24 protein-coding genes and 1 tRNA gene are annotated in these 26,042 nt (G+C 73.5%); 11 read left to right on the top strand and 14 right to left on the bottom strand.

Annotation, left to right across the window (positions count from 1 at the left end):
- Positions 1-46 precede the first annotated feature (46 nt).
- Positions 47-940: a carbohydrate kinase family protein gene (locus AB0C22_RS15525; protein ID WP_357535486.1), complete on the top strand. Its 894-nt coding sequence runs from the start codon at positions 47-49 to the stop codon at positions 938-940.
- A 20-nt stretch (positions 941-960) separates the two neighbouring features.
- Here AB0C22_RS15525 and AB0C22_RS15530 read toward each other — a convergent pair whose 3' ends face one another.
- Positions 961-1,482 (bottom strand): DinB family protein, encoded by a 522-nt coding sequence (locus AB0C22_RS15530; protein WP_219464105.1) that lies wholly within the window; start codon positions 1,480-1,482, stop codon positions 961-963.
- A gap of 119 nt (positions 1,483-1,601) precedes the next feature.
- On the opposite strand from AB0C22_RS15530, the gene AB0C22_RS15535 reads away from it, so the two are divergent.
- The gene (locus tag AB0C22_RS15535) at positions 1,602-1,799 is read left to right on the top strand and encodes a hypothetical protein (RefSeq protein ID WP_208568803.1); all 198 of its coding nucleotides are present in this window, start codon (positions 1,602-1,604) and stop codon (positions 1,797-1,799) included.
- A 133-nt stretch (positions 1,800-1,932) separates the two neighbouring features.
- Here the strand turns inward: AB0C22_RS15535 and AB0C22_RS15540 are convergent, their stop codons facing one another.
- Complete coding sequence (locus AB0C22_RS15540; protein WP_219464106.1) at positions 1,933-3,081, bottom strand: polysaccharide pyruvyl transferase family protein; 1,149 nt, start codon at positions 3,079-3,081, stop codon at positions 1,933-1,935.
- Positions 3,082-3,534: 453 nt separating this feature from the next.
- Between AB0C22_RS15540 and AB0C22_RS15545 the strand changes: the two genes are divergently transcribed.
- Entirely contained in the window at positions 3,535-4,494 is a 960-nt protein-coding gene (locus AB0C22_RS15545) for a phosphotransferase (RefSeq protein WP_357535489.1), read from the top strand.
- Positions 4,495-4,583: 89 nt separating this feature from the next.
- On the opposite strand, the gene AB0C22_RS15550 is transcribed toward AB0C22_RS15545, so the two are convergent.
- The 7 genes from AB0C22_RS15550 to AB0C22_RS15580 all read right to left on the bottom strand — a co-directional run bounded on the left by AB0C22_RS15550 (position 4,584) and on the right by AB0C22_RS15580 (position 10,813).
- A complete protein-coding gene (locus tag AB0C22_RS15550; protein WP_357535491.1) occupies positions 4,584-5,372 on the bottom strand; it encodes an alpha/beta hydrolase in 789 nt (262 codons plus the stop codon).
- Between the two features lie 58 nt (positions 5,373-5,430).
- The gene (locus AB0C22_RS15555; protein WP_357535493.1) at positions 5,431-5,790 is read right to left on the bottom strand and encodes a nuclear transport factor 2 family protein; all 360 of its coding nucleotides are present in this window, start codon (positions 5,788-5,790) and stop codon (positions 5,431-5,433) included.
- Between the two features lie 111 nt (positions 5,791-5,901).
- Positions 5,902-5,973, bottom strand: a tRNA-Val gene (locus AB0C22_RS15560).
- Between the two features lie 139 nt (positions 5,974-6,112).
- On the bottom strand, positions 6,113-6,580 hold the full coding sequence (locus AB0C22_RS15565; protein WP_204959437.1) for a peroxiredoxin: 468 nt from the start codon (positions 6,578-6,580) through the stop codon (positions 6,113-6,115).
- Positions 6,581-6,684: 104 nt separating this feature from the next.
- Positions 6,685-7,122, bottom strand: a complete 438-nt coding sequence (locus AB0C22_RS15570) for a DUF3052 domain-containing protein (RefSeq protein WP_091238156.1) — start codon at positions 7,120-7,122, stop codon at positions 6,685-6,687.
- A 113-nt stretch (positions 7,123-7,235) separates the two neighbouring features.
- On the bottom strand, positions 7,236-10,274 hold the full coding sequence (locus AB0C22_RS15575) for a thiamine pyrophosphate-dependent enzyme (protein ID WP_357535496.1): 3,039 nt from the start codon (positions 10,272-10,274) through the stop codon (positions 7,236-7,238).
- Positions 10,275-10,336: 62 nt separating this feature from the next.
- A complete protein-coding gene (locus tag AB0C22_RS15580; RefSeq protein WP_357535498.1) occupies positions 10,337-10,813 on the bottom strand; it encodes a MarR family transcriptional regulator in 477 nt (158 codons plus the stop codon).
- 243 nt (positions 10,814-11,056) lie between these two features.
- Here AB0C22_RS15580 and AB0C22_RS15585 point away from each other — a divergent pair, with 243 nt between their 5' ends.
- Entirely contained in the window at positions 11,057-12,724 is a 1,668-nt protein-coding gene (locus AB0C22_RS15585; RefSeq protein ID WP_357535500.1) for an alkaline phosphatase D family protein, read from the top strand.
- A gap of 100 nt (positions 12,725-12,824) precedes the next feature.
- On the opposite strand, the gene AB0C22_RS15590 is transcribed toward AB0C22_RS15585, so the two are convergent.
- Positions 12,825-13,229: a YjbQ family protein gene (locus AB0C22_RS15590; RefSeq protein ID WP_219464114.1), complete on the bottom strand. Its 405-nt coding sequence runs from the start codon at positions 13,227-13,229 to the stop codon at positions 12,825-12,827.
- Between the two features lie 242 nt (positions 13,230-13,471).
- Between AB0C22_RS15590 and aceE the strand changes: the two genes are divergently transcribed.
- Positions 13,472-16,210: a pyruvate dehydrogenase (acetyl-transferring), homodimeric type gene (aceE, locus tag AB0C22_RS15595; RefSeq protein WP_357535502.1), complete on the top strand. Its 2,739-nt coding sequence runs from the start codon at positions 13,472-13,474 to the stop codon at positions 16,208-16,210.
- Between the two features lie 127 nt (positions 16,211-16,337).
- On the opposite strand, the gene AB0C22_RS15600 is transcribed toward aceE, so the two are convergent.
- Positions 16,338-16,784, bottom strand: coding sequence for an SRPBCC family protein (locus AB0C22_RS15600; RefSeq protein ID WP_357535504.1), 447 nt, complete (start codon positions 16,782-16,784; stop codon positions 16,338-16,340).
- Between the two features lie 184 nt (positions 16,785-16,968).
- Here AB0C22_RS15600 and AB0C22_RS15605 point away from each other — a divergent pair, with 184 nt between their 5' ends.
- The 3 genes from AB0C22_RS15605 (at position 16,969) to gltX (ending at position 21,114) form a co-directional block, all read left to right on the top strand.
- Positions 16,969-18,294, top strand: coding sequence for a GH1 family beta-glucosidase (locus AB0C22_RS15605; protein WP_357535506.1), 1,326 nt, complete (start codon positions 16,969-16,971; stop codon positions 18,292-18,294).
- On the top strand, positions 18,291-19,568 hold the full coding sequence (locus AB0C22_RS15610; protein WP_357535508.1) for an MFS transporter: 1,278 nt from the start codon (positions 18,291-18,293) through the stop codon (positions 19,566-19,568). Before AB0C22_RS15605 ends, AB0C22_RS15610 begins: the two co-directional genes overlap by 4 nt.
- 148 nt (positions 19,569-19,716) lie before the next feature.
- Positions 19,717-21,114: a glutamate--tRNA ligase gene (gene gltX / locus AB0C22_RS15615; protein ID WP_357535755.1), complete on the top strand. Its 1,398-nt coding sequence runs from the start codon at positions 19,717-19,719 to the stop codon at positions 21,112-21,114.
- A gap of 91 nt (positions 21,115-21,205) precedes the next feature.
- Here the strand turns inward: gltX and AB0C22_RS15620 are convergent, their stop codons facing one another.
- The gene (locus tag AB0C22_RS15620) at positions 21,206-21,772 is read right to left on the bottom strand and encodes a copper resistance CopC family protein (RefSeq protein WP_357535510.1); all 567 of its coding nucleotides are present in this window, start codon (positions 21,770-21,772) and stop codon (positions 21,206-21,208) included.
- Positions 21,773-22,027: 255 nt separating this feature from the next.
- Between AB0C22_RS15620 and AB0C22_RS15625 the strand changes: the two genes are divergently transcribed.
- Positions 22,028-22,690 (top strand): hypothetical protein, encoded by a 663-nt coding sequence (locus tag AB0C22_RS15625; RefSeq protein WP_208568929.1) that lies wholly within the window; start codon positions 22,028-22,030, stop codon positions 22,688-22,690.
- A 215-nt stretch (positions 22,691-22,905) separates the two neighbouring features.
- On the opposite strand, the gene AB0C22_RS15630 is transcribed toward AB0C22_RS15625, so the two are convergent.
- Positions 22,906-23,262, bottom strand: coding sequence for a hypothetical protein (locus AB0C22_RS15630; protein WP_219464122.1), 357 nt, complete (start codon positions 23,260-23,262; stop codon positions 22,906-22,908).
- Between the two features lie 103 nt (positions 23,263-23,365).
- Positions 23,366-23,905 carry a hypothetical protein gene (locus tag AB0C22_RS15635; protein ID WP_219464123.1) on the bottom strand — a complete coding sequence of 180 codons (540 nt, stop codon included), beginning with the start codon at positions 23,903-23,905 and terminating at the stop codon, positions 23,366-23,368.
- A gap of 188 nt (positions 23,906-24,093) precedes the next feature.
- On the opposite strand from AB0C22_RS15635, the gene AB0C22_RS15640 reads away from it, so the two are divergent.
- On the top strand, positions 24,094-25,290 hold the full coding sequence (locus tag AB0C22_RS15640) for a histidine kinase (RefSeq protein WP_357535513.1): 1,197 nt from the start codon (positions 24,094-24,096) through the stop codon (positions 25,288-25,290).
- The gene (locus AB0C22_RS15645) at positions 25,287-25,952 is read left to right on the top strand and encodes a response regulator transcription factor (protein WP_357535515.1); all 666 of its coding nucleotides are present in this window, start codon (positions 25,287-25,289) and stop codon (positions 25,950-25,952) included. Before AB0C22_RS15640 ends, AB0C22_RS15645 begins: the two co-directional genes overlap by 4 nt.
- The last annotated feature ends 90 nt before the right edge of the window (positions 25,953-26,042 follow it).

Consider the following 26,042-nt stretch of genomic DNA (forward strand, 5'->3'; position numbering starts at 1 on the left):
GCCCGGGGGCCAGGATAGGCGGCGGCGCCCGGTTACCGTCGACGCCATGGTGGACCTGCTCGTCGTCGGTGGGCTGGGCGTCGACATCCGCACCCGGGTGCCCGCGCTGCCGCTGCCCCTCGCCGATTCCGTCACCGTTCCCGGGATCGAGCTGCGGGTCGGCAACACCGGGTCGGGGGTGGCGCTGGCCGCCGCAGCGCTCGGACTGGCGGTGACCGTGGTCGACGTGCTGGGGGTCGACCCGGCCGGCGACGTGGTCCGCGCCGCGCTGGCCCGCACCGGCATCCGGTCGGTGTTGGCCGACGATCCCGGGGGCACCCGCCGGTCGGTCAACCTGGTCGACCCGGCCGGCCGCCGGATGGCGCTCTACGACCCCCGACCGTGGCGTGGGGAGCCGCCGTTCCCGCGCGCCGAACTGGCCGCGCTGGCCGGCGGCGCGGCCCACGTCCACGTTTCGATCATGGACTGGGTCCGGGGCCGGTTGCCCACGCTGCGCGCCGCGCTGGCCCCGGGCGTGCTGCTCTCCACCGACCTGCACGACTGGGACGGCGACGACCCGTACCACCGGCCCTTCGCCGAGGCGGCGGACCTGGTCTTCGTCAGCGGCGTCCGGCTGGGCGACCGGGCCCCGGCGGTCGCCGCGGCGCTCGCCCCCCGGACGGTGGTGGTGACCCGGGGAGCGGACGGCGCGGACGTCCACCCGGGCGACCGGCCCCCGGTGCGGGTGCCGACGACGACACCGCCCGGTGCGGTGGTCGACACCAACGGGGCCGGCGACGCCTTCGCCGCCGGCCTGATCGCCGCCCGGCTGCGCGGGGCGGCGCTGCTGCCGGCCACCGGGTACGCCGCCAGGGTCGCTGCGGCTGCCTGCACCCACGACGGGATGGAGTATCCGACCGGGCTGTTCCCCGCCACGCCCGGCCCACGCCGGCCCGGCTGACGTCGTGCTCCGGCAGGGGGTCAGACCGCGCCGGTGCTGCCGTCGGTCAGCTCACGGAGGATGTCGGCGTGCCCGGCGTGCCGGGCCGTCTCCTCGATCATGTGCACCATGATCCAACGCAGCGACACCTCACCGAGCTGCGGCTGCGCGACCACATGGTCCAGGGGGAACCGGGCGGCCAACTCTCGGGACCGGGCACACGCCCGCTCGTAGCCGTCGGTGAGCTGGTCGAGGGTCTCCCCCGGCATCAGGGCGAAGCTGGCCGCCGCGTCCTCCTCGGAGGTGGGGAAGACGTCGCCGGGGGCCGGGGCGAGCAGGAACGGGAACCAGTTCCGCTCGACCAGGGTGAGGTGCCGCAGGATGCCGGCCAGGGTGGTCGCCGACGGCACCAGCCGACGGGACGCCTCGGCGTCGGTCAAGCCCCGTGCCTTGCGCAGCACGGTCGCACGGTGGAAGTCGAGGAACGCGTCGAGCACCGCCCGCTCGTCACCGGTGCGGGCCAGTACCGGAGCGAGCGTCGGGTCGATCTGGATCTCCGCCATCAGCGGACGATACCCGCACCCCGACCCTGCCGGCCGACCGGCGCGGCCCGGACCGTCGGAGCCGTCCCGCTGTCCCGGCAAACCCTGCGGCCCGGCGGCCGGCTTGGCAGGATGGGCGCATGTCTTCGACGGTACGGATTCCCCTGGCGGACGGCCCGGCTGACGGCGAGGCGGTCGACGTCGAGCTGGACAGCAACGACCGGCCCCCGCTGACCCATCACCACCTCGGCCCGCAGGGGCTGGCCGACGCCCACATCTACGAGCTGGAGTCGGCCGGCGACCAGTGGCGCTACCGCTGGCGCGGCCCGGTGCTCTGACCCCGCCCCGGTTGCCGGGAACCGACCTGCCCGCCGATCAGGCAACCATCCGGGCCGCCTGCCCGCCGATCACACAACCATCCGGGCCGCGTGCCCGCCGATCACACAACCATCCGGGCCGCGTGCCCGCCGATCAGGCGGCCATCCGGGCCAGGGTGCGTGAACGCAGGCCGTCCAGCACCGCCCGGGTGACCTGGGAGGTGCCTCGGGCCTGGTCGCACACCTCGGCGACGCGGCGGGCGGTGGCCTCGCGGCGGGAGTCCCGTTCGTCCCAGAGCCGGTCGACCTCCGCCAGCAGCGGACCCTCCACCTCACGTTCCACGCCGCGCAGCGCCGGCACGCCGAGCCGCTGGGCCAGGTCGAAGACCTTCCCCGCGTACGGCAGGGGCAGGAACGGGGTGCCGACCATCGCCGCGAAGATCAGGAAGTGCAGCCGCATGCCGACCGCCAGGTCAAAGTGCTTCATCAGGCCGAGCACCTGCCGGGGCGAGTAGTCACCGTGCAGGATGCGCCCCCGGTCGGCGGCGATCATGTGGGACAGCACCCCGTGCGAGTGCCGGATGTCGTCGCGTTCCATCGGTACGAACAGCACGTGCGCGTCGATCCGTTGCACCAGGAAGTCGCCGATCTGGGCGAGCAACCGGTGGTACCCGTCGACGTCGAGTCGTTCCGCGGCCCGCCCCGGCTCCCGGACGCTCAGCCCGACCAGCCGCTTGCCGGCGGGCACCCCCTCCTCGCGCAGCAGCCGGGCCGGAAAGTCCTCCGGCTCCAACAGGAACGCCGGGTCGGCGGTGACGGTGATCGGGTTGAGCAACCCGGCCTCCTCCAGCACCATCCGGGACTCCTGATCCCGGACGGTCACCTCGGTCGCCCCGGCCAGCGTCTCCCGGACCATGCCGGTGTCCACCCCGTCGCTGAGCGGCCCGACCCCCACCGCGTACGTCAGCAGGGGCAGCCCACGTTCCTGGGCGACCCGCACGACGCGCAGGTAGCGGCGGGCCTCCTTGTCGTACAGGATGCCGCCCCCGCCGAGGATGAGCAGGTCGAGCTGGGCCAGCACCTCGGCCGAGTCGACCCGGCTCACGCCCTCCCAGGGCACCGCCTCGACGTCGGGGTGGGCCAGCGCGGTGTGCGCCGGATTACGGGAGAACACGATGATCCGGGCGTTCGGCTCCTGTTCCCGCAGGTCAGCCAGCAGACCGGTGAGGATCGCCTCGTCACCGAGGTTCCGACCGCCGTACGAGCCGAGCACACCGATGGTCAATCCGGTGGGACCCCTCATCCGTCACTCCTCCCCAGAACCGTCCCGCCCGCATTCCCCCCCAACCCCAACCCATGCCCCAGCCGAGCCCCCGCCCCTCCCCCGTCCCCGCCCTCCCCCGTCCCCGCCCCGGTGATCAAGAGGTTTACGTCAACCCACCCGGGCGGAATGACGTAAACCTCTTGATCACCGAAAACAGCGGTGGGGGTGGGCGGGTGATCAAGAGGTTTGCGTCAGGTCGGGCCGGTGGGGTGACGCAAACTTCTTGATCACCGGGGCGCGGGAGGGGACGGGACGAGGGCGGGGACGGGGCGGGGACGGGGACGGGGACGGGACGAGGGCGGGGACGGGGGCGGGGACGGGGCGGGGACGGGGACGGGACGAGGGCGGGGACGAGGGCGGGGTGGGGCGGTACGTGGGGTGGGTGGGGTAATCGGGTTGCCTGGGGTGTGGGGTGCTCGCCAGGGTGGGGGGATGGCGGATGCGAGCGCGGGTGGGGGCAGGATCGGGTGGGATGAGCTGCCCGGGCATGTCCGGCAGGCGGTGGAACGGATCATCGGTGACCGGGTGGTCGAAGCGGTCTCCCAGCCCGGTGGATACTCCCCCGGCACGGCCGACCGGGTGCTGACGGCCGACGGGCGACGGGCGTTCGTCAAGGCGGTCAGCTCGGCGCAGAACCCGGACACCCCCCGGATGCACCGCGCCGAGGCCCGGCACACGGCCGCACTGCCCCGGTGCGCCCCGACGCCCCGGCTGCTCGGCTGTCACGACGACGGTGAGTGGGTGGCGCTCGTACTCACCGATGTCGACGGCCGGCACCCGCACACGCCGTGGCGGCCCGCGGACCTCGACCCGGTGCTGCGCGCGTTGGAGGCGCTGGCCGACACGCTCACCCCGAGCCCGGTGCCGGACGTGCCGACCGCCGCCGAGCGGCTGGCCCACGATTTCGCCGGCTGGCGGCGGATCGTCGCCGACCCGCCGCCCCGGCTCGACCCGTGGGTCGCCGCGCACCTGGTCGAGTTGTGCGCGGCGGCCGACCGGGGGCTGGCCGGGCTGACCGGAGACACCCTGTGCCACCTGGACGTGCGGGCCGACAACCTGTTGATCGACGCGGACGGTGCGGTCACCGTGGTGGACTGGCCGTGGGCCTGCCGGGGGCCCACCTGGTTGGACACGGCGCTGCTGCTGGTCAACGTGCGGCTGCACGGCGGGCACGACACCGAGGCGCTGCTGCGCCGGTTGCCACTCACCGCCGATGTCGACCCCGCCACCCTGACCGGCTTCTATGCCGGCCTGGCCGGTTTCTTCACCGACAGCGCCCGCCGCCCGCCACCGGCCGGCATCCCCACCGTCCGTGCCTTCCAACAGGCCCAGGCCACCGCCCTCGTCCCCTGGCTCCGCCACCGCCTCGAAACCCCCGGAGCAGTCCGGTGATCAAGAGGTTCACGTCAGCCTGCACCGCTTTTCTGACGAATACCTCTTGATCACCGCACCGGTGGTGGGGTGACCTCGGCGGGTCGGGGTCAGCGGAGCTGGTGGGCGAGGAAGGGGACGACCAGTTGGGGCAGGAGGGGGGTGGTGAGGATGTCGTGATGGGTGAGGCCGGGGAGTACCGCCAGGCGGGAGGTGGGGCGGCCGGTGCCGTCTGCGCCCGGGTGCCGGTGGCCACCGCCGAGCAGCCGGTAGAACTCGGCCATGTGGGTGACCGGGATCGAGTCGGCGTCGGCGAAGACCAGCAGGGTCGGTACGGCGAGGGCGGCCACCTCCGGCGACCAGTCGTACTCGTGGCGCAGCAGGGCACCGGACTTGGCCCACAGCTGCGGCCAGTCCTGGGGCCGGGGGGCGATCCGTTGGTAGAGCTGGTGCGGGGGCGTACCACGCATCTGCTCGCCCGCCCGTTCGTCCTGGCCGGCCATCATGGTCAGCACCTCGGGATACCAGCCCCGCCGCCGGCACGGGGTGGAGATGAGCACCAGCCGACGCACCAGTTCCGGGTGTTGGATCGCGGTACGCAGCGCCACCCCGCCACCGAGGGAGTAGCCGAGCACCTCCGCCCCGGGCAGGTCGAGGTGGCGTAGCAGCGCGGCGACGTCGTAGGCCATCGACTCGTACCGCAGGGGTCGGTCCACGTCGGCGGTCCGGCCGTGGCCCTGGAGATCCACCGCGATCACCCGGCGACGCTCGGCCAACGCCGGCAGGATCGGGGCGAACGTCTCCGTCGAGCCGTAACCACCGTGCAACAGCACCAGCGGCGGTCCGTCGCCGTGCTCCTCGTACCAGAGGCGCAACCCGTTGACGTCCGCGTAGCTCACCGGTGTCTCCCCGCCTCGGGCCCGGGGGCGTCGCCCGGGCCACCACGACGGCAGCGCCTCACGCCTCGGGCCGGGCGGGGGCAGCCTGCGGCTTCGCCGACAGGCCCCACAGCTCCACGATCCGGTCGTCGCGGAAGGTGAACATCTCCAGCATCGTCGCCGTCGAGCCGTCGGCGAGGCCGACCATCTCGGTCCGGGTCGCCACGCGCTCTCCGTCCGCGACCAGATCCTTCAGGGTCACCCTCAGGTCGGGATGCTGCGCCCACATCTGCTGCCAGGCCTGCTGCACGCGCCCCCGGCCGGTGGCCCGCAACGGATGGCTGTAGAAGGTGCCGGCGAAGATGGTCTCGATGGCCGCCACGTCCCGACGGTTGAACGCGTCGTACATGCGCTCGGCGATCCGGCGTCCCTGATCCACCAGGCGAGTATGCCCGATGTACGTCTCCACGGGAGGCCGGTCGGGACCGTCGCTGCGGTCAGCCGCCGGATCCCCGCTCTACGGGATCGCCACGGTGCCTGTGGTGCGGGGTGGGCGCGGCAGGTTTCGAACCTGCGACCCCTCGCTTGTAAGGCGAGTGCTCTCCCACTGAGCTACGCGCCCGGAACGCCCGTGCGGGCGGGCCGGTGGCTGGCAAGCTTACCTGCCGGCCGCCGGCCCGTCGCAACGGTGTGCCGATCGAGCGGTGTGCCGCCGCACCGACGGAACCGGTACGACGGCACGCGCGGTCGCCGCGGGAACGTCAGGCGGCGACCGTGTCGGCGAGCGCCTTGCGCCAGCTCTGCTGGTCACGCGCCTCACCCGGCATGTTCATCTCGGCGAACCGGACGATGCCCGCCTTGTCGATGACGAAGGTGCCCCGGTTGGCGATGCCGGCGAGGTCGTTGAAGACGCCGTACGCCTGGGCGACCGCCCCGTGCGGCCAGAAGTCGGCCAGCAGCGGGAACTGGTAGCCCTCCTTCTCGGCCCAGATCTTGTGGGCGTAGATCGAGTCGACGCTGACGGTGAGCACCTGCACGTCGTCGTTGACGTAGTCGTTGAGGTTGTCCCGCACCTCGCACAGCTCACCCTGGCAGATGCCGGTGAAGGCGAGCGGGTAGAAGACCAGCAGCACGGTGCGGTTGCCCCGGTAGTCCGAGAGCCGTACCTCCTGGTTGTTCTGGTCCTTCAACAGGAAGTCGGGCGCCTCGGCACCAACCTCGATCGGCATGCGAACTCCTTGGGTCGACTCTGAGGTGGGTCCAGCCTGCCACACCCGGCGCGGACGCCCCGGGTGCGGGATTGCTCAGTTGGGCCACGGCCCGGCCGGGGAGCCTACTTACGCCCCTTGGACCCCCGGCGCAGCACGAGCCGGGCGGCGCTCCAGTCCAGGCCGGCGTTGAGGGTCGAGGTCTGCTGGAGCCCGGCGGTCTGCGCCGACTCGGCGACCTCGCTCGGCTCGACGTGCCCGTCCCGGCCGGCCTTCGGGGTCAACAGCCACACGACTCCGGCGTCGGCCAACGGACCGAGGGCGTCGACGAGAAGCTCGAAGAGGTCACCGTCTCCGTCGCGGTACCAGACGAGCACCGCGTCGACCACCTCGTCGGTGTCCTCGTCGACCAGTTCTCCACAGCGGTCGGTCAGGGCGTCCCGGAGATCCTGGTCGACGTCCTCGTCGTACCCCATCTCCATGACGACCATGCCCGGTTCGATCCCGAACCGGTCCGCCAGGAGACGTACCCCGTCGGCGGCCTGACCAGCGGTCGCGCTCACTGTCGCGTGCCTCCTCATCTCGTCCCTGCCCAGCGGCGTCGCGGTGACGCCGTCAGGCAGAGTCCACACAGTTGTGGTCCGTCGCGCAAGTGGCGCACCGGGTGGAACGGAATTTACCGTGCCAGCAGCGTACGGGCACCCTGGGTAATGGCATCCTCGGAGACCAGCACCTGACGGGCAGCCGGACCTAATGGTACAAACGAGTCGACTGCGGCCACCCGCCGCGCCGCTCCCACAAATCCGGCGTCGACAAGCGTCGCGAGGATCCCCTCACCGACCCCGCCGGACCGCCGGGTCTCATCCACCACCAGCACCCGACCGGTCGCGGACGCCTCCCGGATCAGGTCCGCCACCGGCAGCGGTGCCAGCCACCGCAGGTCCACCACCCGGCAGCCGATCCCCTCGTCGGCCAGGGTCGACGCCGCCCGCAGCGACATCCGCACCCCGTTACCGAACGTGACGATGGTGACGTCCTCGGCCGAGCCGACGCCGTACACCCGGGCCCGGCCGATCGGCGCGTGACCGGCCGCCCAGTCGGCCGGCTCGGCGTAGGACCCCAGCCACTCGCCGTCACCCGGCTCGTACAGGTCCCGGGTGTGGTAGAGCGCGATCGGCTCCAGGAACACCGAGACGGTGCCGTCCACCACGGCGGCGGCCAGGCAGGTCCGCAGCAGCGGACCGGCGTCGTCCGGCCGCGCCGGCACCGCGACCACCAGACCAGGCACGTCCCGCAGTACGGCCACCGAGTTGTCGTTGTGGAAGTGCCCGCCGAACCCCTCCTGGTAGGCCAGCCCCGGCACCCGAACCACCATCGGGTTGCGGAACGCCCCCTGCGAGAAGAACTGCAACGTGGCCGCCTCGCCCCGCAGCTGGTCCTCGGCGTTGTGCAGGTACGCCAGGTACTGGATCTCCGGCACCGGCAGCATCCCGGCCAGCCCGGCGCCCAGCCCCAACCCCAGCACCGACGTCTCGTCCAGCAGGGTGTCGAAGACCCGGGCCGCCCCGAACCGCTCCCGCAGCCCCTTGGTGACCCCGTACACCCCGCCCTTGGCCGCGACGTCCTCCCCGAAGACCGCCAACTGCGGGTGGCTGAGCATCCCGTCGGCGAGCGCGGCGTTGATGCTCTGCGCCAGGGTCAGCGGGCCGGCCAACTCCGGGGGCTTGCCACCGAACGCCGCCACCCGGTCGGCCGCATCCGGCCCGGCCGCCCGCTGCGCCGCCTGCGCCACCGTCGTGGCGACCCGCTTGGGCCGGCGGGGCGACAGCGGGGCCACCACGTCGACCGGGGCAGCCAGCTTCGGCTCGTCGAGCACCTCCTCGGCGGTCCGCCGCACCTGCCAGCCCCGCTCGTCGTAGCGGGCCAGCAGTTCCTCGCCGGTGGCCACCCCCGCCTCGACGAGCAGCCGGGCGGTGGCCAGCACCGGATCGCGCGCCTCGTCGGCGGCGATCTCGGCGGTGCTGCGGTACGCCCGCTCGGCGTCCGCCCCGGCGTGCCCCAGCAGCCGTACCGTCCGCAGGTGCAGCACCGCCGGCCGCCGGTGCCGCCGCACCCAGCCGGCGGCCTCGGCGGCCACCGCGTGCACGGCCACCGGGTCGGTGCCGTCGGCGGTGAAGTAGCGCACCCCGGGCCGGGCCCGCAGGACCCGCTCCACCCAGCCGTCCGGCGACCGGACGCTGATGCCCAGGCCGTTGTCCTCGCAGACGAAGAGCACCGGGATCCGCAGGCCGGTGTGGTCGTACCAGCCGGCGGTGTTGAACGCGGCGGTGGCGCTGGCGTGGTTGACCGAGGCGTCGCCGAACGAACAGACCACGATGGCGTCGCGGGGCCACGGCGAGCGCGGCGGACCGGCCGGGTCGTCGCGCCGGCCGGCGGTGTCGATCCGGCGCAGCCGTTCCAGGGCCAGGCCCAGGCCGACCGCCCGGGGCAGGTGCGAGGCGATGGTGGAGGTCGTCGGCACCACCGCCAGGTCGGCCCGGCCGAAGACCTTGTGCCGGCCCCCGGCGATCGGGTCGAGGGTCGAGGCGACCATCCCGCGCAGCACGTCCCGGGCCGCCCCGGCGTACGCCTCCTGCCACCCGTCGTCCCCGCCCGGTCCCGGGTCGACCGCCGTTGCCGGGGACGTCCCGGTCACCGGGAGCCCGGGGCCGGCCGGACCGGGACCGGCGGAGACGGGACCCACGGCGGCGGAGACGGCATCGGCGGCGGTGGGACTGCCCGGGGCGGGGTCCGGGGCGGCGGTCACCGGGGCGGCGGCGGGGGCGGCGGGCTCGGCGGGGGTGCCCTCCGGGGCGGCGGGCCGCTGCCAGGGCACCGGCTCGGTGGTGCCGTCGCTGCCCACCCGGTAGGCCACCGGGCCGACCGGGGCGGGCTGGCCGACCGGGCCGGCGTCACCGTCGAGGGGGTCGGTCGTGCCCACCGGCGCGGGGCGTTCGTCCCCGGCGTCGGCCGCTGGACCGGCTGCCGGCGACGATCCGGCGGGGCCGCTCCCGGCGGCCGACGACGCACCTGTGCGGTCCGGTGCCCCGACCGGGTGGAGGGATTCCGGCTCACCGGCCCCCGGGGCGGTGCCGTCGTCGGGGTCACCGCCGGCGGGCGGGGAACCGATCGCCGCCACGCCGTCCCCGCCGGTGCGGTCGACGGCCGGACCGTCGCCGTCCGGGAAGCCGACAGCCACGGCGTCGCCGCCCGGGAAGCTGCCGGCCGGGCCGTCGCCATCCGGGAAGCTGCCGGCCGGACCTTCGCCGCCCGGGGAGCCGACAGCCACGGCGTCACCGTCCGGGAAGCTGCCGGCCGAGGCGTCGCCGCCCGGGAAGCTGCCGGCCGCCTGGGCAGCGCGCAGACAGTAGAAGGCGCCCGAGCGGTAGTGCAGCAGGGCCGGGTCGGTGGGGCGCAGCGCCGCGGCCACCGCCGCGTTGGCCTCGTGCCCGGCGGAGCCGATCGTGTAGAAGCCCTCGTCGAAGCTGCGCAGCCAGCGGCCGGCCAGGTCGAGCTGACGGCTGGTCACCTGCGCGTCGAAGAGGGCGAGCAACTGCCGGCCGGTCAGCGCGGCGGCCGGCCGTAGCGGTTGCCCGGGGTCACGCCGCCGCTCGGGCTCGGGTAACGCGCCCAGGGTCTCCCGGAACCGGTCGTCGAGATCTTGCGGGGTGGTCACGCGATCAGCATTACCGACGGAGGCCACGGTCGCCCACTCAGACACGACCCGACCGGGGTGAGTCAGTCCACCGCGCACCGCTGCGGGCAGTCCCCGTCGGACACCTTCTCCACCAGTTCCCGCAGCGTGGACAGCTCCTCGACGGTCAATCCGACGAGCAGCCGGGAACCCGACAGCGCCTCGCGCACCCGTTCCCGCACCCGGCGGCCCTCGTCGGTGACCAGCAGTGTCTTCTGCCGCCGGTCGATCGGGTCGACCCGGCGGGTGACCAGCCCGGCCTGTTCCAGCCGGTCGACCAGGGCGGTCACGTTGGACCGGTCGCACGCCAACCGGACGGCGAGGTCACGCGCCGGCGACGGCCGGTCCGGGTCCAATTCGCACAGTGCGGCCGCCGCCGGGGTGAGTCCCAGCGCACCGAGAGCGGCCTCCTGGTCGTGCCGGATCGCGTCGGCGACGTGCAGGAACCGGCGTACCGTCTCGCCCGTCAACCCGGCGCGGTCGCCCCGGTCGGCCTGCGTGCGGCCGGCCTCCTGCGTCATCCCCCGACTGTACGGCCGCGCCTACCGCCCACCGCACCACCGGGCCGATCGACACCGCTGCCCGCCGGATGCCGACGTCGGGCTGCGCCGCCCGACCAACGGCCGCCCGACACGCCGCCCGGGGCGGTCGCCGGCCGCTGTTCGGCTGGCGGAGACGACGACGGTCTCCAGTCGTCACCTGACGGTCACCGTGGGTCGCGACGCTGCCGGGGTCAGGTACGCACCACATCCCGGGAGGTTCCCATGGCACTGTCCCGCCGTACCGTCCTGCTCTCCGGCGCGGCGCTCGGCGCGGCCGGCGCGACCGCCGGTCTGCCGACGTCCGCCGACGCCGCCGACGGGCGTCCCGCCCGCCCGGTGGGCACCGCCCGCCACCGACCGTTGATCTGGCCGTTCACCCTCGGGGTGGCCTCCGGCGACCCGGACCACGAGGGGGTGGTGCTGTGGACCCGGCTGGCCCCGCAGCCGCTGGCCGAGGACGGGTTGGGCGGCATGCCCGACCGGACGGTCGAGGTGCAGTGGGAGGTGGCCGCCGACGAGCTGTTCCGGCACGTCGTCCAGCGGGGTACGGCGATCGCCCGGCCCGAGTCGGCGCACAGCGTGCACGTCGAGCTGACCGGGCTGCTGCCGGGGCGGGAGTACTTCTACCGGTTCCGGGCCGAGGGGCACCTCTCCCCCACCGCCCGGACCCGCACCGCGCCCGACCCGGCGTCCCTGCCCGCCGCGCTGGCGATGGGTTTCGTCTCCTGCTCCCACTACGAGCAGGGGTACTTCACCGCCTACCGGCGGCTGGCCGAGAGCGCGCCGGAGCTGATCCTGCACCTCGGCGACTACCAGTACGAGTACGCCCGGGAGTACGGCCCGGACCGGCCGCGCGGGCACGAGGGGCCGGAGACCCGGACACTGGCCGGCTACCGGCAGCGGCACGCCCAGTACAAGACCGACCCGGATCTGCAGACGGCGCACGCGGTGGCCCCCTGGGCGGTGGTCTTCGACGACCACGAGGTGGAGAACAACTGGGCCGGCGCGGTGCCGGAGGAGCCGGACCCGAACTTCCTGGCCCGGCGGGCCGCCGCCTTCCAGGCGTACCACGAGAACATGCCGCTGCGGCGGTCCTCGGTGCCGCGCGGTCCGGACATCGCGCTGCACCGGCGGTTGCGCTGGGGGCGGCTGGCCACCTTCCACCTGCTCGACACGCGGCAGTTCCGGGACGACCAGGCGTGCGGGGACGGCTACCGGGACTGCCCGGCGGCGGCCGACCCGGGCCGCACCATCACCGGGACGGCACAGGAGCAGTGGCTGCTGGACGGGTTCCGCCGCTCCGACACCCGCTGGGACCTCCTCGCCCAGCAGGTGTTCTTCGCCGCCCGGGACCGCGACCCCGGGCCGACCCGGCTGACCAGCATGGACGCCTGGGACGGCTACCTGGCCTCCCGGGACCGGATCACCCGGGGCTGGGTGACCGCCGGGGTACGCAACCCGGTGGTGCTCACCGGGGACGTGCACGCGCACTGGGCGGCCGACCTGAAGCTGGACTACACCGACCCGGGCGCGCGGACGGTCGGCACCGAGCTGGTCTGCTCCTCGGTCACCTCGGGCGGGGACGGCTTCGACTCGGCCAGCGGCTCGCACCCCTGGTTGCGCACCAATCCCCACCTGCGGTTCCAGAACGACCTGCGCGGTTTCGTCCGGACCACGATCACCCCGGCGCAGCTCAGTGCGGACTTCATGGTGCTGCCGTACGTGAGCCGGGCGGGCGCCCCGGCGTACCCACGGGCGTCGTTCGTGGTCGAGGACCGGGTGCCCGGCCTGCACCAGACGGGCGACCGGCCGCCGACGACGGCCCGCGCGCTGCCGCCGGGCGTGGACCGGGACCGGTACACCGTCGAGACGGAGACCGGGCTGCGCTGAGCCGCCCCGGGGCGGCGGCCGGGACGTGCCGGGGGCCGGTGCGGCCGGGCGACGGGACTCGGCGCCCGGGTGGCCGGCGGCGAGGGCGGGCGGGGCGGGGTCAGCCGGGGAGGAAGGAGAAACGGAGCTGGCGCGACGGGTTGTCACCGTTGGGGTCGACCAGGCAGACCGACTGCCAGGTGCCGAGCTGGAGTCGCCCGCCGAGCACCGGCAGGGTCGCGTACGGCGGCACGAAGGCGGGCAGCACGTGGTCGCGGCCGTGGCCGGGCGAGCCGTGCCGGTGCCGCCAGCGGTCGTCGGTGGGCAGCAGGTCGTCGAGGGCCCGCAGCAGGTCGTCGTCGGAGCCGGCGCCGGTCTCGATGATCGCCACCCCGGCGGTGGCGTGCGGCACGAAGACGTGCAGCAGGCCGTCGCCCTGCCCGGCGACGAATCGCTCGGCCTCGGCCGTGACGTCGACGACGGTGGGTCGGGAACCGGTCCGGACGGTGATCACCTCGCTGCGCATACGGCGCATTCTGCCGCATCCGACCCGTTACCGCCGCCGTCCCCGGCCGCCGGGGCCGGGCCCCCGGTGGGCCGACCCCGGCGGGGCGACGGCGGCCGGCCCCGACGCGGCCGACCGGGCAAAGTTACCGGTGGGTACCTGTGTTCAGCGTCGCGTCTGGGGGAGCTAGAGGTGACGACGGGTGCCACCAGAGGGCAGGATGGCGCTAGAGACCTATCCCACACACAACCGAGGGAACGCCTGTGGCTACGGAACGCAAGCGCCCGGTGATCACCGCTGGTCTGCCGAGCCAGCTTCCGGACATCGACCCCGAAGAAACCAGCGAGTGGGTCGAGTCGCTCGACGGTGTCATCGACGAGCGCGGAACCAAACGCGCCCGGTACGTCATGCTGAGCCTGCTGGAGCGGGCCCGCGAGCGGCAGGTCGGGGTGCCGTCCCTGACCACCACCGACTACATCAACACCATCACCCCGGAGCAGGAACCCTGGTTCCCGGGTGACGAGCACATCGAGCGGCGGATCCGGGCGTACGTCCGGTGGAACGCGGCGATGCTGGTGCACCGGGCGCAGCGGCCGGAGATCGGCGTCGGTGGGCACATCTCCACCTTCGCCAGCTCCGCCTCCCTCTACGAGGTGGGCTTCAACCACTTCTTCAAGGGCAAGAACCACCCGGGCGGCGGCGACCACATCTTCTACCAGGGGCACGCCTCCCCCGGCATGTACGGGCGGGCGTTCCTGGAGGGTCGGCTCTCGGAGGACCAGCTCGACGGGTTCCGGCAGGAGCTGTCCCACCCGGGCGGCGGACTGCCGTCCTACCCGCACCCTCGGCTGATGCCCGACTTCTGGGAGTTCCCCACGGTCTCCATGGGTCTGGGCCCGCTGAACGCGATCTACCAGGCCCGGTTCAACCGCTACCTGCAGCACCGGGGCATCAAGGACACCTCCCAGCAGCACGTCTGGGCCTTCCTCGGCGACGGCGAGATGGACGAGGTCGAGTCGCTCGGCGCGATCGGCGTGGCCGCCCGCGAGGAGCTGGACAACCTCACCTTCGTGATCAACTGCAACCTTCAGCGGCTGGACGGCCCGGTCCGGGGCAACGGCAAGGTGATGCAGGAGCTGGAGGCGTTCTTCCGGGGCGCCGGGTGGAACGTGATCAAGGTGGTCTGGGGCCGGGAGTGGGACCCGCTGCTCGCCGCGGACACCGACGGCGCGCTGGTCAACCTGATGAACACCACCCCCGACGGCGACTACCAGACCTACAAGGCGGAGTCCGGGGCGTACGTGCGGGAGCACTTCTTCGGCCGGGACCAGCGGACCCGCAAGATGGTCGAGCACCTGTCCGACGACGAGATCTGGAACCTCAAGCGGGGCGGGCACGACTACCGCAAGCTCTACGCGGCATACAAGGCGGCCACCGAGCACACCGGGCAGCCGACCGTCATCCTGGCCAAGACCATCAAGGGCTGGACGCTGGGCTCGCACTTCGAGGGCCGCAACGCCACGCACCAGATGAAGAAGCTGACGCTTGACGACCTCAAGCTGTTCCGCGACCGGCTCTACCTGGACATCCCGGACAAGGCGCTGGAGGACAACCCCTACCTGCCGCCGTACTACACCCCGGGTGAGTCCTCGGACGAGATGGCCTACCTGCGGGAGCGGCGCGAGCAGCTCGGCGGTTACCTGCCGTCCCGGCGGACCAGCCACAAGAAGCTGGCGATCCCGGGGCCGGAGCGGTTCGCCGACGTCAAGCGCGGCTCGGGCAAGCAGAAGGTGGCCACCACGATGGCCTTCGTCCGCCTGCTCAAGGACATCATGAAGGACAAGGAGTTCGGCAAGCGCTGGGTGCCGATCATCCCGGACGAGGCGCGTACCTTCGGCCTCGACTCGATCTTCCCGACCGCGAAGATCTACTCCCCGCACGGCCAGCGGTACACCTCGGTCGACCGGGACCTGTTCCTGTCCTACAAGGAGTCGACGACCGGGCAGATCCTGCACGAGGGGATCAACGAGGCCGGTTCGGTCGCCTCGTTCACCGCCGCCGGCACCGCGTACGCCACCCACGACGAGCCGATGATCCCGATGTACATCTTCTACTCGATGTTCGGGTTCCAGCGCACCGGTGACGGCTTCTGGGCGGCGGCCGACCAGATGGCCCGGGGCTTCGTCCTCGGCGCGACCGCCGGGCGGACCACGCTCAACGGTGAGGGCCTCCAGCACGAGGACGGCCACTCGCTGCTGCTGGCCGCGACCAACCCGGCGGTGGTCGCCTACGACGCGGCGTTCGGGTTCGAGCTGGCGCACATCGTGGAGCGCGGCCTGCACCGGATGTACGGCGAGGACCAGGAGAACATCTTCTACTACCTCACCGTCTACAACGAGCCGATCCACCAGCCGGTCGAGCCGTCCGAGCTGGACGTCGAGGGGCTGCTCAAGGGCATCTACCGCTATGCGCCGGCCCCGCAGGTCGACGGGCCGCGGGCCAGCATCCTGGCCTCCGGCACCGGCATGCAGTGGGCGCTCAAGGCGCAGCAGCTGCTCGCCCAGGACTGGGGGGTGGCCGCCGACGTCTGGTCGGTGACCTCGTGGTCGGAGCTGCGCCGCGACGCGGTGCTCTGTGAGGAGCACAACCTGCTCAACCCGGGCGCGGAGCAGCGGGTGCCGTACATCCAGGAGAAGCTGGCCGAGGCCGACGGGCCGAAGGTCGCGGTCAGCGACTGGATGCGCGCGGTACCGGACCTGATCGCCCGCTGGGTACCTGGTGACTACACCTCGCTCGGCACCGACGGCTTCGGCATGTCGGACACCCGGCACGCGCTGCGTCGGCACTTCCACGTCGACGCCGAGTCGGTTGCGGTGGCGACGCTGCGGCAGCTCGCCCTGCGCGGGACGATCCCGGCCGGTGTCCCGGCCGAGGCGGCCAAGAAGTACGCGATCGACGACGTCAACGCCGCCCCGGTCGGTGAGACCGGCGGCGACAGCTAGTTCCCGGGTACGACGAAGGGCCCGGCGCCTCGCGCCGGGCCCTTCTCGTGTCCTCCGCCCGCTCCGCCCCTGCGTGATCGAGCGTGATCTTGACCGGATCCGCAGGTGGTGCCGACGGGGTGTCGGGTCAGCCGACGACGGCCAGGTCGGTCAGCCGGGCCAACGAGTCCTCCAGGTCGGCGCCGACCCGACGCAGCCCGAGGCGCAGCAGGGCGCCCTTGACCGGGCCGGCCGGCCAGCGGACCACGATCAGTCGGACGATCGTGCCGCCCTCCTCCTCGTCGGCGGTGAGCTGCACGTAGATCTCGGTGCGTGCCTCGGCTCGGGCACCGGCCCCCCGGGCGCGTTCCCGCCAGCCGATCAGGTTGGGCTCCTGGTAGGCGATCACCTCGGCCTCGTGCGCCGAGCCGCGCCCGGCCTGGACGAGTTGTCGACGGCCGAAGCCCTCCCCCGAGAGGACCTCGGCGGCCCGGACCCCGGCCAGCCAGGCGGGCAACTGCTCGGCCCGCTGGACGACTTCCCAGACCGCTTCCACCGGCGCCGTCACGTGCGCACTGCGTTCGACGAGGATCATTCTGTTTCTTCCCCCACTGAGGACATCCGCGATATTCCGCACTCTATGCGCTAAATCGGACTTACTGGGACGTGTTCGGAAAAAGACACGCCGGAAGCCCTTGCGCCCGCATTGCCCCGCACCTATGGCGCTCCCGGGCTTCGCGCCCTAGAGTGCGAACACGTTTCGCGTTCTGGGAGGGTGGATGACGACCGCACCGATCCCCGGTTTCCCCGCCGGCTTCCGTTGGGGGGTGTCCACCTCCGCGTACCAGATCGAGGGAGGCGCCACCGCCGACGGCCGGGGAGCGTCCATCTGGGACACCTTCGCGCACACCCCCGGCCGGATCATCGACGGCAGCACCGGCGACGTGGCCTGCGACCACTACCACCGGCACCGGGAGGACGTCGCGCTGCTGGCCGGGCTCGGGGTGTCGGCGTACCGGTTCTCGATCGCCTGGCCCCGGGTCCGCCCCGGCGGCGCCGGCCCGGTCAACGCCGCCGGCCTGGACTTCTACGACCGGCTCGTCGACGACCTGCTGGCCGCCGGCATCGACCCGGTCGCCACCCTGTTCCACTGGGACCTGCCGCAGCCGCTCCAGGACGCCGGCGGCTGGCTGAACCGGGACACCGCCGCCCACTTCGCCGAGTACGCCGACGTGACCGCCGAACGCCTCGGCGACCGGGTGAAACTCTGGATCACCCTCAACGAGCCGTTCATCCACCTGAGCCTCGGCCACGGCACCGGCGAACACGCCCCCGGCCAGACCCTGCTCTTCGACTCCTTCCCCGCCGCCCACCACCAACTGCTCGGGCACGGGCTGGCGGTGACCGCGCTGCGCGCCCACAGCACCGCCCCGGTGGCCATCGCCAACAACTACTCGCCTGTCGTCCGCCACGGCGACACCGACGCCGACCACGCCGCCGCGGCGGCGTACGACGCCCTGCACAACCACCTGTTCACCGACCCGCTGCTGGGCCGGGGCTACCCCGACGGCTTCGACCCGGGCGTGGTACGCGACGGCGACCTGGCGGTGATCGCCGCGCCGCTGGACGTGCTGGGGGTCAACTACTACAACCCCACCGGGGTACGCGCCCCCGAGGAGGGCTCGCCGCTGCCGTTCGAGCTGGTCCCGCTGGAGGGCTACCCGCGTACCGCGTTCGACTGGCCGGTGGTCCCGGACGGGCTGCGTACCCTGCTCGTCGGCCTGCGCGACCGGTACGGCGACGCGCTGCCGCCGATCCAGGTCACCGAGGGCGGCTGCGCCTACGACGACGTCCCGGACGCCGACGGTCAGGTGCCCGACCCGGACCGGATCGCCTACCTCGACGGGCACCTGCGCGCCGTCCTCGCCGCCATCGACGAGGGTGTCGACGTGACCGGGTACTTCGTCTGGTCGCTGCTGGACAACTGGGAGTGGGCGGAGGGCTTCACCAAGCGCTTCGGTCTGGTGCACGTCGACTTCGCCACCGGCACCCGGACCCCGAAGTCCTCGTACGCCTGGTACCGGTCCCAGGTCGGCCGGGGGTGACCACCGTCGACCCGACGCCGGCCTCGCTGCCGGCGGCGCTCGCCGACCCGGTCGTCCCGGTCCGGCGCAACTGGATCGCGTTGATCTTCGCGGCCAACCTCGGGGTGTGGATGGCCTTCTTCACCCCCATCCAGGTGCTGCTGCCCCAGCAGGTGGAACGGATCTCGCCGGACCACAAGGAGGCGATGCTGGCCGTCGTCACCGGGCTGGGCGCGCTCGCGGCGGTGCTGGCCAACCCGCTCGCCGGGGCGCTGTCGGACCGCACCTGCCTACGCATCGGCGGGCGGGAGTTCGGCCGCCGGCACGTCTGGACCGCCGGCGGCGCGGTGCTCGGCGCGCTGGCGCTGGTGCTGCTGGCCCGGCAGCAGACCATCGCCGGGGTGGCGCTGGGCTGGGTCGCCGCCCAGGTCTGCTTCAACGCGATGCTGGCCAGCCTCACCGCCGGCATCCCCGACCGGGTGCCGGTGGTGCAGCGCGGCGGGGTCTCCGGGTGGGTGGGCATCCCGCAGGCGCTCGGCCTGGTGCTCGGCGCGGTGCTGGTCACCGCCCTGGTCAGCGGCACCGTCCCCGGCTACACGGCGATGGCGTTGGCGGTGCTGCTGCTGTCGCTGCCGTTCGCGTTCCTCACCCCCGACGACCCGCTGCCCCGGGAACACCGCCCACCGCTGCGGCTGCGCGCGCTGGTCGCCTCGATGTGGATCGACCCACGCCGGCACCCCGACTTCGCCTGGGCCTGGATCACCCGGTTCCTGGTGCAGATCGGCAACGCCCTGGGCACCCTCTACCTGCTGTACTTCCTCACCGACGGGGTGCGCTACCCCGATCCCGAGGGCGGGCTGCTGGTGCTGATCCTGCTCTACACCCTGGGCATGATGCTCACCGCCGTGGTCTCCGGGATGCTGTCCGACCGCTCCGGCCGGCGCAAGGTCTACGTGATCGTCTCCGGGGTGGTGATGGCGGTGGCCGCGCTGCTGCTGGCGGTCGCGCCGACCTGGTCGATGGCGCTGGTCGCGGCCGTGCTGCTCGGTGCCGGCTACGGCGTCTACCTCTCGGTCGACGCGGCGCTGATCACCGAGGTGCTACCGCGCGCCACCGACCGGGCCAAGGACCTCGGCGTGATCAACATCGCGAACTCGGCACCCCAGGTGCTCGGCCCGGCGCTGTCCGCCCCGATCGTGGTCCACCTGGGCGGCTACCCCACGCTCTACGCCGTGACCGCCGTGGTCACCCTGCTCGGCAGCGCCCTGGTCCTCAAGATCCGGGGCGTGCGCTGACCCCCGGCGGCGACCCGGCCGGTCCGGGCCGGGTCGCCGCCGCCCGCAGGTCGGGAACGCCCGTCGGCGGCCGGCCCGGCAACGGCGTCCGGCCCCCTGGGGAAACCGGGTCGCGGCCGGCCGTAGGCTGGACGGCGTGACGGTACGTGTGCGCTTCGCCCCTTCCCCGACCGGTATGTTCCACGTCGGCGGCGCCCGCTCGGCGCTGCAGAACTGGATCTACGCCAAGCAGCAGGGCGGGGTGTTCGTGCTGCGCGTCGAGGACACCGACGCCGCCCGCAACAGGCCCGAGTGGACCGAGGGCATCCTGTCCGCGCTGGACTGGATCGGCATCGCCCGCGACACCTACGAGGGCCCCTACTTCCAGTCCGCGTACGCCGGTGAGCACCGGGCCGCCGCCCAGCGGCTGCACGACGCCGGGCGGGCCTACTACTGCGACTGCACCCGGGAGGCCGTGCAGGCGCGTACCGGCTCGCAGTACCAGGGCTACGACGGCTTCTGCCGGGACCGGGGCCTGCCGCCGGGCGAGGGGCGGGCGTTGCGCTTCCGGACCCCCGACGAGGGCACGACCGTGGTGGTCGACCTGATCCGGGGCGAGCCGACGTTCGAGAACAAGCTGATCGAGGACTTCGTCATCGCCCGCGGCGACGGCTCCCCGGTGTTCCTGCTCGCCAACGTCGTGGACGACATGACGATGGGGATCACCCACGTGATCCGGGCCGAGGAGCACCTGCCGAACACCCCGAAGCAGCAGCTGCTCTGGGACGCGCTGGGCGTCAAGCCGCCGATCTGGGCGCACGTGCCGGTGGTGGTCAACGAGAAGCGGCAGAAGCTGTCCAAGCGGCGCGACAAGGTGGCCCTGGAGGCGTACCGGGACGAGGGTTATCTCGCCGCCGCGATGCGCAACTACCTGATGCTGCTCGGCTGGGCGCCGTCGGGCGACCGGGAGATCGTGCCCTGGTCGGTGATCGAGGAGGAGTTCCGGTTGACCGAGGTCAACCCCTCCCCTGCCTTCTTCGACGAGAAGAAGCTGCGCGCGTTCAACGGCGAGTACATCCGGGCGCTGCCGGTCGACGAGTTCGTGGTCGCCTGCCAGCCCTGGCTGACCGGCACCGGCACCATCGCGCCGCCGCCGTGGCAGCCGGCGGAGTTCGACGCCGGCGCCTTCGCGGCGGTGGCCCCGCTGGCGCAGACCCGGATCGCGGTGCTCAGCGAGATCGTGCCGAACGTCGACTTCCTCTTCCTCGCCGAGCCGCTGATCGACGAGGCGGCCTGGGCCAAGGCGATGAAGGAGGGTGCGGCCGAGCTGCTCGACGCGGCCGTCGCCGGCTACACGGAGCTGGCGTCCTGGGACGCGGCGTCGCTGAAGTCGACGTTGGAGGCGGTCGGCGCGGAGCGTGGCCTCAAGCTGGGTAAGGCGCAGGCCCCGGTCCGGGTGGCGGTCACCGGCCGCACCGTCGGGCTGCCGCTGTTCGAGTCGCTGGAGGTGCTCGGTCGGGAACGCACCCTGACCCGGCTGCGCGCCGCCCGACTCCGCCTGGTCTGACCACCACGGCACCCGTCAGGGCCCGCCGTTTCCCGGCGGGCCCTCGCCGCACCCGGTCAGGGGCGGGCCGATCGGTCAGCGGCGGGGCCGGTCAGGGGCGGGCGGAGCGGCGTCGGCGCAGGAACAGGCCGGCGGCGAGCACGGCCAGCAGCACCAGGCCGCCGGCCGCCCAGAGCCAGCCCCGACCGGTGTCGTCGGTGCCGGCAGCGGCGACCGGGGTGGTCGACGGGGAGGCGGGGGCGGGGCTGCTGCTCGGCGTCGGGGTGGTGCCGGCCGTCGGGGTGACCGACGGGGGTGCGGCGGCGGTGCCGGTGGTGAGGGTGAACCGCACCTCCCCCTTGACCGGGTGCCCGTCGTTGGAGGGCAGTTGGTATCCGACGATGTAGAGACCGGCCGCCCCGGGGGAGAACGGCACGCTGACCCGGCTGCCGGAGAAGGCCGGTGCGCCACCGGCGGCCGGGACGTTGTCCGGTCCGACCACTGTGATCTTCGTCCGTTCGGGGTCCAGTTTGGCCAGAAAGCGCAGCTCGACCTTGGCCGGCGCGGTGGCCACCTTGGCACCGTTGACGGGATTGCTCCCGGTAAGCGAGTTATGCGCGAACGCCGGCGTCGCCGGCAGCAACGCCACGCCGAGCGCCACGCCGACGAGCACTGGCACCGCCCGCGTCAACCGTGGGACCCTGCCCCCCATGAAGCCCTCCGCAAAGGTACGATCCGCCCGCTGATCACGCGGCTTCCCATTGGTCGTTCCAGGATCACAGATAGTTCCACATATTGTTCCCAGAGCTGCATCCGCGCGATGTTCCATGAAGTCTATGAGGTGGGCCGGTGTCGTCCGGTCGATCACCGACGTCGACCGACCCGCACGTGACCCGCAGCACAGCCATCCATCGAACGGGGCGAGGAGGCGGCTATGGTCGACAGGGTGAGGCGGCTACTCTCAGTGGTCACCACGGTCGTGACGGCGGCGGTGCTGGCCACCGGCGTGTCCGCGCAGCCGGCCGGGGCACACCGGGCGGCGCCGAAGACGCCACCCGCCGGGGTGGACATCACCGGCGTCGGGTTGACCGAGCCGTTGCGCCTGCGCACCGACACCGCTGCGACCCAGGTGGTCGCGGTCATCGACCAGGTCAGCTGGTTCGGCCGCACCGGCGAGGCCAAGGGGCCCAAGCCGGCCGACCTCGGTCCGAAGTACACCATCGTGGTGCTCGCCGGAGACGTCCCCAAGCAGACGTACGACCTCTATCCGCTGGCCAAGGGCGGCCCCCGGGCCTTCCGGCCGGCCAAGCAGCCCGACGCGCGCAAGACCACCGCCGGGTGGTTCCTGGGCCGGCTCAACATGTCCGAGACGCTGCGCGCCGCCGGGGTGCCGCTGGAGCGGCGACCCGACACGGTCACCGGTGGCGTCGGTGGCGGCGAGCGGACGCTCCCGGAGGAGGCCCTGAACCCGGGCCGGGGTTTCGACGACGCGATCGACGAACTCCAGCGGCTGCTGCTGCTCAACGTCGGCGTGATGCTGGTGATCACCGTCGGCCTGGCGGGCATCGCCCTGCTGGTCCGCCGCCGCACCCGCTGATCCACACCGCCGACCTCCGCACCCTCGGGGGTCGGCGGTTGCGTGCCCGCTCGGCACGGCGGTCGGCGAGACGCCCCTCGGCACCGACGGTCGGCGAGACACCCGCTCAGCGTGGCGACCGGCGGCGACGCAGGTCGCGCCGGACGCCGCGTCAACACCAGCGGCGGCAGTCAGCACCAGCGTTGTGGCGGGCGGTCAACGGCAGCGGCGAGCGGTCAGCACCAGCGTTGTGGCGGGCGTTGGAGACGCTGCGGACGCCGGCCCGGCCGCACCGGCCCGTGCCGGTGGGCACCGGCCCATCCGGCCAGGTCGCTGCGGCAGTGCCGGGTCGGCGCGTCGGGCTGACCCGGCGGACCGGGTTCCACCGCCGCCGGTCGGGACACCGGCGCGTCGGCCGGCTCGGTGCCCCGCTGGCGGGGCAGCGCCACCTCGTCGTCGGCCCGCTCAGCCACCCGACAGACCTGTTCCGTCGCCAGCCGGCGGTGCGGTCGGGCCGCCCCCGGCTGGTCGTGGTGGCCCGGCCGGCAGGGCTCGCCCTGGGCGCAGCCGTGTTCGGCCTCCCCGTGCGCCATCCCGGTCTCCTCACGTTCGCGTCGCGCGCCGCGACGACACCCCGGCGCGGCAGTGCCACCGTACTGGCCGGCACCGACGCGTCGTGCAGCGCGTACCCCGGTGTCAGGACTTGGGTCGACGCGGGAAGATCGTCTCCCAGACCGGGAACGCGACCAGCCAGATCAGCAGCCCGACGGTGAGGTTACGGATCCAGTCCGACAGCTCCCGGGTGCGCTCGTCGTCACCGACGATCACGATCGCGGTGACGAGCAGGGCACACGCGACGGCCCAACCGAGCAGCGCCTTCCCCCACTCCCGCCACTCGTACCGGGTCCGCGCCCAGCCGTACCGGGGCGGCTTCACCGGCGGCGGGCCGCCCGCGAACCGGTGGGCGAAGCGCTGGTCCGCCCAGCGGATCAGGGAGTGCCCGAACGCCACCGAGAAGCCGAGGTAGATGGCGGCCAGCCCGTGGGTGGCGTCCGCGGTGGCGCCCCGGCGCAGGTCCACCGCCGCCGCCACCAGCAGCACCAGGTCGACCAGCGGGACGCAGACCAGCAGCGCCGCCCCGAGTCGGGGTCGACGCAGCGGGTACCGGGCGATCAGCCCGGCGACGAGCAGCACCCAGAATCCGATCTCGCAGCCGATGATGATCGCCAGCAGCATGCACACCTCCCCGTTCGGTTCCAGCGTGCCGGGGCGGTCCGGCACCCACCTCACCGGCGGGGACGAGTTGCGGGTCCATCGTTCGACGGACCGGCGGCCCGGCGTACCTCCTTCGACGGACGGCCGGGCGCGCGGTGTCCTGCCCAGGTCGGAGGGGACCGGGCCGGAGGTGTGATGGGATCGGGAGCATGCGGATGCCGGGCTGGGCCGGCTCCGGCCGGCCGGGACGCGACCTGGCCCTGGCCGGGGCCTCCCTGATCGGCGGCCTGGCGGTGTGGGGTGCCGGCCTGCAACCCCAGTTCCCCTGGGCGCCGGACGTGCCGAGGGCGTGTTTCCTGCTGCCGCTGCTGGCGGTGAGCGTGGCCGTCGGGCTGCGCCGGGTGGCGACCCGGACCGGTCTGGCGGTGGGCACCGGGGCGGTGCTGGCCGACGCCGCGCTCGGCGTCTCGGTCGGCAGCACCGTGATCTACACCCAGGTGTTGTACGACACGTGCGTGTACGGCCCGCCCCCGTTGCGGCGCTGGCTGCTGCGGGTCACCGTCGGGCTCAGTGTCGGCAGCACCGCCCTCGGCCTGCTGGTCTGGGGTTTTCGGGGTGCCGCCGTCGGGGTGCCGTTCGCGCTGCTCGGGGTCCTGCCGGTGGTCACCGGGGTCAGCGTGCGGCAGTACCGGGACCAGGCGTCGGCCGAACGGGCCCGCGCCGAGCAGACCGCCCGGCTGGTCGAGCTGGACCGGCGGCAGGCGGTGCTGGCCGAGCGGGCCCGGATGGCCCGCGAGCTGCACGACGTGGTGGCCAACCACCTCAGCGCGGTGGCCCTGCACGCCACCGCCGTGCTCGCCGCGCCCGGGCTGGACCGGCCCCGGGTCGACGCAGCGCTGCGGGTGATCCGGGAGAGCAGCGTGCAGGGGATGGCCGAGATGCGGCAGGTCATCGGGTTTCTGCGGGAGCCGTCCGTCGATGCGGCGCAGGAGGCCACCCGGGTCCGCCTGGACGAGTTGGACCAGCTGCTGGACCGGATGGCTGCGGCCGGTCTGCGGGTCCGGACGACGGTCGAGGGTCGGTCCCGGGAGCTGCCGGTCGGGGTCGACCTGGCGGCGTACCGGATCGTGCAGGAGTCGTTGACCAATGCGCTGCGCCACGGCAGGGGCACGGCGGAGCTGACCGTGGCGTACCGGCCGACGGAGGTGGTGGTGACGGTGGAGAACCCGGTCGGTTCCGGCGGGGCCGGTGCCTCGGCGGCGGTCGGTGCGGGGCTGCCGGGTGGCGGCGCGGGGCTGATCGGGATGCGGGAGCGGGCCACCCTGCTCGACGGGCAGTTCACCGGTGGCCTGCGGGACGGGTGTTGGCGGGTCCGGGCGGCGTTGCCCACCGGGGCGTCGGGGTGACCGCCCCGGTGCGGGTCGTGCTGGCCGACGACCAGGCGGCGGTGCGGGCCGGTCTGGTGTTGATCCTGGCCGGTGCGCCGGAGATCGAGGTGGTGGGCGAGGCGGCCGACGGGGAGGCGGCGGTCCGGCTCTGCCGGGAGCTGCGCCCCGACGTGGCGGTGCTCGACGTCCGGATGCCCCGGTTGGACGGGGTGTCGGCGACCCGGGAGATCGTCGCCGCCGGCACCGCCGAGGTGCTGGTCCTGACCACCTTCGACCTCGACGAGTACGTCTTCGGCGCGCTGCGGGCCGGGGCGGCCGGTTTCCTGCTCAAGGACACCGACGCGGCCGGGCTGGTGGCGGCGGTGCGTACGGTCGCCCGGGGTGAGGGGGTGATCGCCCCGACCCTGACCCGGCGTCTGATCGCGGCCTTCGCGGCGACCGCGCCGGGCGTCGGTGGGGCGCAGCGGGCTGCCGTGGCCGCGTTGACCCCCCGGGAGCGGGACGTGCTGGCCTGTCTGGGTGTCGGCCTGTCCAACCAGCAGATCGCCGACCGGCTGGCGGTGGCGGAGAGCACCGCCAAGACCCATGTCAGCCGGATCCTGGCGAAGTTGGCGCTGCGCAGCCGGGTGCAGGCGGCGATCCTGGCCCAGGAGTTGGCCCTGCCGGTGCCGCCGCCGTGACCCGGGCGGCCCAGTCGACCTCCCCGACGACGTGGCACCCGGTCCGTCAGCGAGGGGCACGCAGGGAGCTTCACATGCATTGATGCAAAT

The organism is Micromonospora sp. NPDC048894, from assembly GCF_040649765.1.
GTDB lineage: Bacteria > Actinomycetota > Actinomycetes > Mycobacteriales > Micromonosporaceae > Micromonospora > Micromonospora antibiotica.